This window comes from Alteribacillus persepolensis (assembly GCF_900099605.1).
GTDB lineage: Bacteria > Bacillota > Bacilli > Bacillales > Marinococcaceae > Alteribacillus > Alteribacillus persepolensis.
In genome coordinates, this window is sequence record NZ_FNDK01000049.1 from 1 (window position 1) to 5,674 (window position 5,674).

Consider the following 5,674-nt stretch of genomic DNA (forward strand, 5'->3'; position numbering starts at 1 on the left):
AAACGGGCGCCGCTCGACAAGTTCTGCTATAAGCGCATGGAGCGTGAAATGCAGGGGATTACTTAGCGGACAATCCTAACTTTACAACCAAGGATGGGAATGACGGAACCATGTTTCTTGAAACCATCCCGTCAATACTCCTGCATGCGTCGTGACTGACAGGTCACGGGGTTTGAAGTACAGGTAGATTCGGCAGAACGAAGGCTGGAGCCACTTTTGATAAGAAGGTATGCCAACGGATATGCCGCACGGCTGAAAAACTGGATATGGTGAGAATGGTTTCAGCGGAATGAAACTGACGAATAACCGAATATACAGGTCTAAAGTTTGAACATAAGGAAACTTATGTCCCACCTAACGATGGGGTGAGTGGTGTGCAGTAAAAATGCGCCCTATGAAACACGCTATACCGGACAAAGGCGGTATCCAGCTCACAGGCTTCCAGGGGAACACCTAAGTTCAGTATGGATAGCTAGGTTGTAAGGGACTTGGAAAACAAGGAACGTTGAAACAAGGACTGTCATCCGAAACGGTTGCTATAAGGCTTATGCTAAAAGGCATTTATCCTTGCGAGGGTAGGGGCATGACTGATGAATCTCTTGTAATGGGAGTGGAGGAACAGCCCCAAGTCTAGCGAAATGAAAGATTATTTTCCAAACGTGTATTGCACCGATCGGGTAAGAACGTGGGAACATCACTCCAAAAAGGAGAGATGCCACAGTGCAAGCTTTGCGATATTGGGATTACTATGAGATGACGGAGACGTTTACAGATTTATACGATAAAAGCTTGAAACAACAATCTTTTTCTCGTCTTTACGATGTAATCACATCCAGAGAAAATATTTTACTCGCTTATCGTACCATCAAATCAAATAAAGGTTCCAAAACACCCGGAACTGATGGAAATACCATCAACGACATGAAAAAGTGGTCCGAAGAAAAACTGGTGATGGAAATCCGGAGGCAACTAGAAAATTATCGTCCAAAGAAAGTCAGGCGAAAATGGATTGAGAAAAGCAATGGAAAGTGGAGACCTCTTGGCATTCCCTGTATTTTAGACCGCATTATCCAACAAAGCTTTAAACAGGTGCTTGAACCGATTGCGGAAGCTAGATTCTATAACCATAGTTACGGATTTAGACCACTCCGTTCGGCACATCATGCCATGGCAAGAATCCAACAGCTTATCAATCTATCACACTTTCATTTTGTGGTTGATGTTGATATCAAAGGTTTCTTTGACCATATTAACCATACGCTGCTTATAAAGCAACTATGGAACATGGGAATTCAAGACCGAAAAGTATTAGCCTGTATTGGTAGAATGCTGAAAGCTGAAATAGATGGAGAAGGCACACCTACAGAAGGCGTGCCGCAAGGCGGCATCTTATCGACGTTATTGGCAAACATCGTGCTTAACGACCTTGACCAATGGGTTGCCGGACAATGGGAGTTCTTTCCGTTGTCCAAACCATATCAATCCAAAGTCGGTGAAAGACAGGCCAAAAAACGTACTAACCTTAAAGAGGGTTATCTCGTTCGTTATGCGGATGATTTTAAAATCATCTGTAAGGATGGTAAAACGGCGCAGATATGGTATCACGCTACAAGACTTTACCTTAAAGACCGTTTAAAATTGGACATTTCGCCGGAAAAATCACAAATTGTGAACCTGCGAAAACGAGAATCCGAATTCTTAGGCTTCACTATCCGTGCCAATAAAAAGCATAATAAGAGAGTTGCGCGTACTGGTATTAAACCGGATAAAAAGCGCAAAATCAAAGAAGAGGCAAGGAAACTGATTCGAAGAATCAGGTCTTCGCCTTCGGCTCTGAATGCATTGCTTTTCAACAGTTTTGTGCTGGGAATTCATCATTATTTCAAAAGGGCTACTAAGGTCAATCTGGAGTTCTCACGTCTTGCCTATGATATAAGGGCGTTCATGTATAATCATCTTAGACCAGTAGGTAAATATGGTCATCCGGCTAATCCTCCGCCGACTTATAAAAAGATGTACCGTTGTAGTTTTAAGACGTTTCAAATTGCTGGTGTATATTTGTTTCCACTTGGCGATGTTAAAACGGTGAATACAATGGGATTCAGCCCAAGTATGACTCCTTTTACCAAAGAAGGCAGGGAAATGATGCACAAAAAGTTGCGTCCCGATATTCAACGACAAGTTAGTATACTAATGAAATCAACACTTCCAACCAGGAGTGTTGAATACATGGATAACCGAATCAGTCGGTACAGTATGAAAATGGGGAAATGTGAAATTACAGGCATGGAATTGTCGGCAACTAATGTCCATTGCCATCACTATGTACCGCTAATCCTTGGAGGAAGCGATCAATTTAATAATCTTCGCATTCTCCACGAAGATGTACACCGATTGATTCATTCAAAGGATAAAAAGATGATTAATGAACTTATAAGGAGATTTCAGCTTACTGGAGCAATGATTGAAAAAGTCAATCGTTTTAGAGAAAAATGTAAGCTTGAAGCTATCTAAAAATCTCAAACACGAAGTAACGAGGAACTTATAATCGAGTAAATTCCGTTAGATGGAACGCGGAGTGCGGGGAAACTTGCACGCTCCGTGTGGAGCAGGGGAAAAGCCGGAGATAACTTCAAACGCTTACCTATTGCTGACTATTACGGAGTAACTTATTGTACAGAAGGAAGAAATTTGAAACAATTGTAACGGAGTTAAAAAAATGAGACGAAAAGCAAATTTGTATATTCTAGGTAGTGTTACAGGGGTTGGGAGGAGGATAGATTTTGAAGAATTGGTGGTACAGTTTCTATTTTTTAATACTGGGAATCATCTCTTTTTTTACAGGAGAATTGATAACTTTCATCATGTTAGGCTTTATTTTGTTAAGCTTAAACAACATCAACGCCACACTAAAGAAAATACATAAGATTAGTAAAGACGACGACCTCAACAGCTAATTAAAATTGCTCTAATGTTAGGCAATCGGGCAGTATTCTGGAGTAAAGTATTATATAAATTTTGGAAATTTGAAACAATGGAGGGATAAGAAACATGAAAGCAAAAAATGAAATAATACCTGCTCATACTGAGCCTTTCCAAGCATCGAATAATTGGTTAACTGTTTTTCTAATGCGATGCTCTATAATAGGAATTCAACTGCTTTTTAATGTCAATATTTCTTTGGAATTAATCTGTGATCGAGCTAAAGAAACATAGTCATTTTGCACATTGACAGGGATAAAAACATAACACATCATGTCACCTTCTTTATTTACTTTTTGTTTAATCCCTTTTAAGGTCAGCCTTTTTGTTTATTCTTCGCTAATTTTTTACGATCTTTTATTCCAGGTGGTTGTTCTAACCATTCGTGTTTAATCATAATATCAGCTGCACTTTTGGCAAATCGGGAAATTTCTAACGACAACCGTTCATAATTAATCATTAAATCACTTCGTTGACTAGCAGCAGCAGCAGTAGCATAGTTTCCAATTCCTGATGCACTAATAAGCGATATATGATACATCAATAGTCTATCTGAAAAGGTTTGGGTTGTTGAATCACTTACAGCCACATCGGGGACTTGTGGCGTTTCAATATCATCTTTTAAAAGTGTGTCAGCAAAAATTTTAATGTGTTTTTGCGAGATATTTTTCCCACGGAGCATAAAATCTTGTACATCTTTGGATGGTGATGTTTGAGAAAATGCAATACATAATTTTGCGCCGATTGTGTTGGTTAGTACATTCATATATAAATGAGAAATTTCAATGGCGTTTAGCGGTCGGTTGTGATGAAATGGATTTAAACCACTTAAGTATTTTTTACTATTCACATAATCTGTTTCTTTTGGAACTTCAATATATGGATGCCTGGCATTTGTTCCTTTTGAGAGGGCAATTTCACCGGTTTGATTATAAAGCTCCGCTGTTTCATTTAAAGCTTGAGTAAAATAATTCCGTATATCTTCTCTGGCGCTCATCGAAAGAAATCCGCCGTACGCTATCATTCCGGCTTTTGCCATGTGATTAATATAATTTAAACAAAATGTGTCCGTAAATAGCCATGGAGCGTTTATGTTTACGTCTTGTTCGGTAAATCCGTTCGGAACGGCATAATTATCCTTTTCAAAAATATGGAGTAACTGTTCAAGATGATTGGACGCAATATCATAGGCATACTGAATAGCTGGTTTTATATCTTTGTCTTCAATATGTTTCAGCATAAAACTTAAGACGCATTTTGACATACTATCTTGCATATACCCAGTCCAAAGAGAACCAATTTCTGCTGATGTTAGGTGAATATTTCCTTCGCTCATCATGCAACCTCCTTAAAAGTATACTAAGGCAGGTTTATTATTTGCTTTAATGTGGATTTTATGAATGAAGCAATACGGTAATAAACAAATTAAAACAGAACAAATAAAAATTTCGGTTTTGGTTAACTGAGTCTTCTGCAAACGGGCAGCGGTTGTGGAATAATAAAAGACTAATTTCTTAGCATTTCAAGAGAGAAATAAGGCTAATTCTCGTTTGATGCAGAGAAAAGCTGAAATTGGAAATGAGAAAGGAACAGCACCTATTCCTTTCTCATTCCGCTGTACAACCTAAAGGTATCAGGAGAGGTTTTCGTCTGATTTTCTATATATTGCTTGATTTCTTGATAGGCCAGACGACTCCCCAGCAATACCAGGGAATGTTCACGATGGTCGGTTTCGGTGTATTTTATCTCTTGTATCCTTGTATCTAAGTATTGCAGAAAATCTTCCTGTTTCAATCGTTTGTCCTCCTTGTGTCTGTGATTTGGCCAAACCAAAGGTAATAAATGTCCTCTTCATTCTTCACGTGGCACTGTTTTTGGACATGATTAATATCATGACAGCATCCAGCGACTTCATAAAAATCATGGTCGGCCCAATAGATAAACGTCAGCTCTATATTTTCTCTCAAGGCTTCTCCGAGCAACCATTCCAACGCTTCCCATTGTTGTTGGTCTAACATCGCCTTCTTTTTTCTTTGGGCTTTTTCTTGATGTTTTAACCACGCTTCTCGATGTTCCGGCAAAATCATACGCATCGATTTCCACCTTAGGTTTGACCCTAGAATTAGTTTGCCATGATTATCCTCTTTTCAAACAGGAACATTCATTCTCGTTGTAACATATTTGATATTTGTTCGTTTTTAAAGGAGACATCCCCCTAATGTCACCGCTTTGAGGAAACAATAGGTGATGAAACGTTCATTTGTTCATACGAGCTATCTTTTTAAGGGTATTGGCATAACCAATTTTTCATTAGGGAATAGATTCTTCATCGTTTGCAGCCATATTGTATCTTGTATAAGTGAAGCTCCTATTAATTTAAAATTAAAATTTGATATCGTCCCTAAAACTAGAAAAGAGGGAGGACATCAAATATTAGGCAAGCTTAGTTATTGTAACAGCACTCGTTCAACGGGCGCGATTATGAAGTAAATAAAAGCCTGATTTCTCCTTTAAATGTTGAGAAATTAGGCTTTTATTTAATTCCTCTTTAAATTTCAAATTCACCTAATGCTACCACTTAGAATAAAAAATTTATGATGAAAAATGATCGCTTGTAATACAATCCATCATTTTCTCCTGGTGACAGCTGCTCTGGAACTATCCAGAGATTCACTCCTTACGACAAATAATC

The 5,674-nt window shown here is 38.5% G+C and carries 5 protein-coding genes; 2 read left to right on the top strand and 3 right to left on the bottom strand.

The genetic code is table 11. The features are described from left to right. The first annotated feature begins 720 nt into the window (after positions 1-720). Complete coding sequence (gene ltrA, locus BLT18_RS17660; RefSeq protein ID WP_091277011.1) at positions 721-2,514, top strand: group II intron reverse transcriptase/maturase; 1,794 nt, start codon at positions 721-723, stop codon at positions 2,512-2,514. Positions 2,515-3,051: 537 nt separating this feature from the next. Then, the gene (locus BLT18_RS18460; protein WP_175487595.1) at positions 3,052-3,216 is read left to right on the top strand and encodes a hypothetical protein; all 165 of its coding nucleotides are present in this window, start codon (positions 3,052-3,054) and stop codon (positions 3,214-3,216) included. An 82-nt stretch (positions 3,217-3,298) separates the two neighbouring features. On the opposite strand, the gene BLT18_RS17665 is transcribed toward BLT18_RS18460, so the two are convergent. From BLT18_RS17665 to BLT18_RS17675, 3 genes are all read right to left on the bottom strand, one after another. Beyond that, a complete protein-coding gene (locus BLT18_RS17665) occupies positions 3,299-4,318 on the bottom strand; it encodes a DUF3231 family protein (protein WP_091277046.1) in 1,020 nt (339 codons plus the stop codon). 260 nt (positions 4,319-4,578) lie between these two features. After that, complete coding sequence (locus BLT18_RS17670; protein ID WP_091277049.1) at positions 4,579-4,776, bottom strand: hypothetical protein; 198 nt, start codon at positions 4,774-4,776, stop codon at positions 4,579-4,581. Next, positions 4,773-5,075 (bottom strand): YolD-like family protein, encoded by a 303-nt coding sequence (locus BLT18_RS17675; RefSeq protein ID WP_091277052.1) that lies wholly within the window; start codon positions 5,073-5,075, stop codon positions 4,773-4,775. The genes BLT18_RS17670 and BLT18_RS17675 overlap by 4 nt, the downstream gene beginning before the upstream one ends. Between the last annotated feature and the right edge of the window lie 599 nt (positions 5,076-5,674).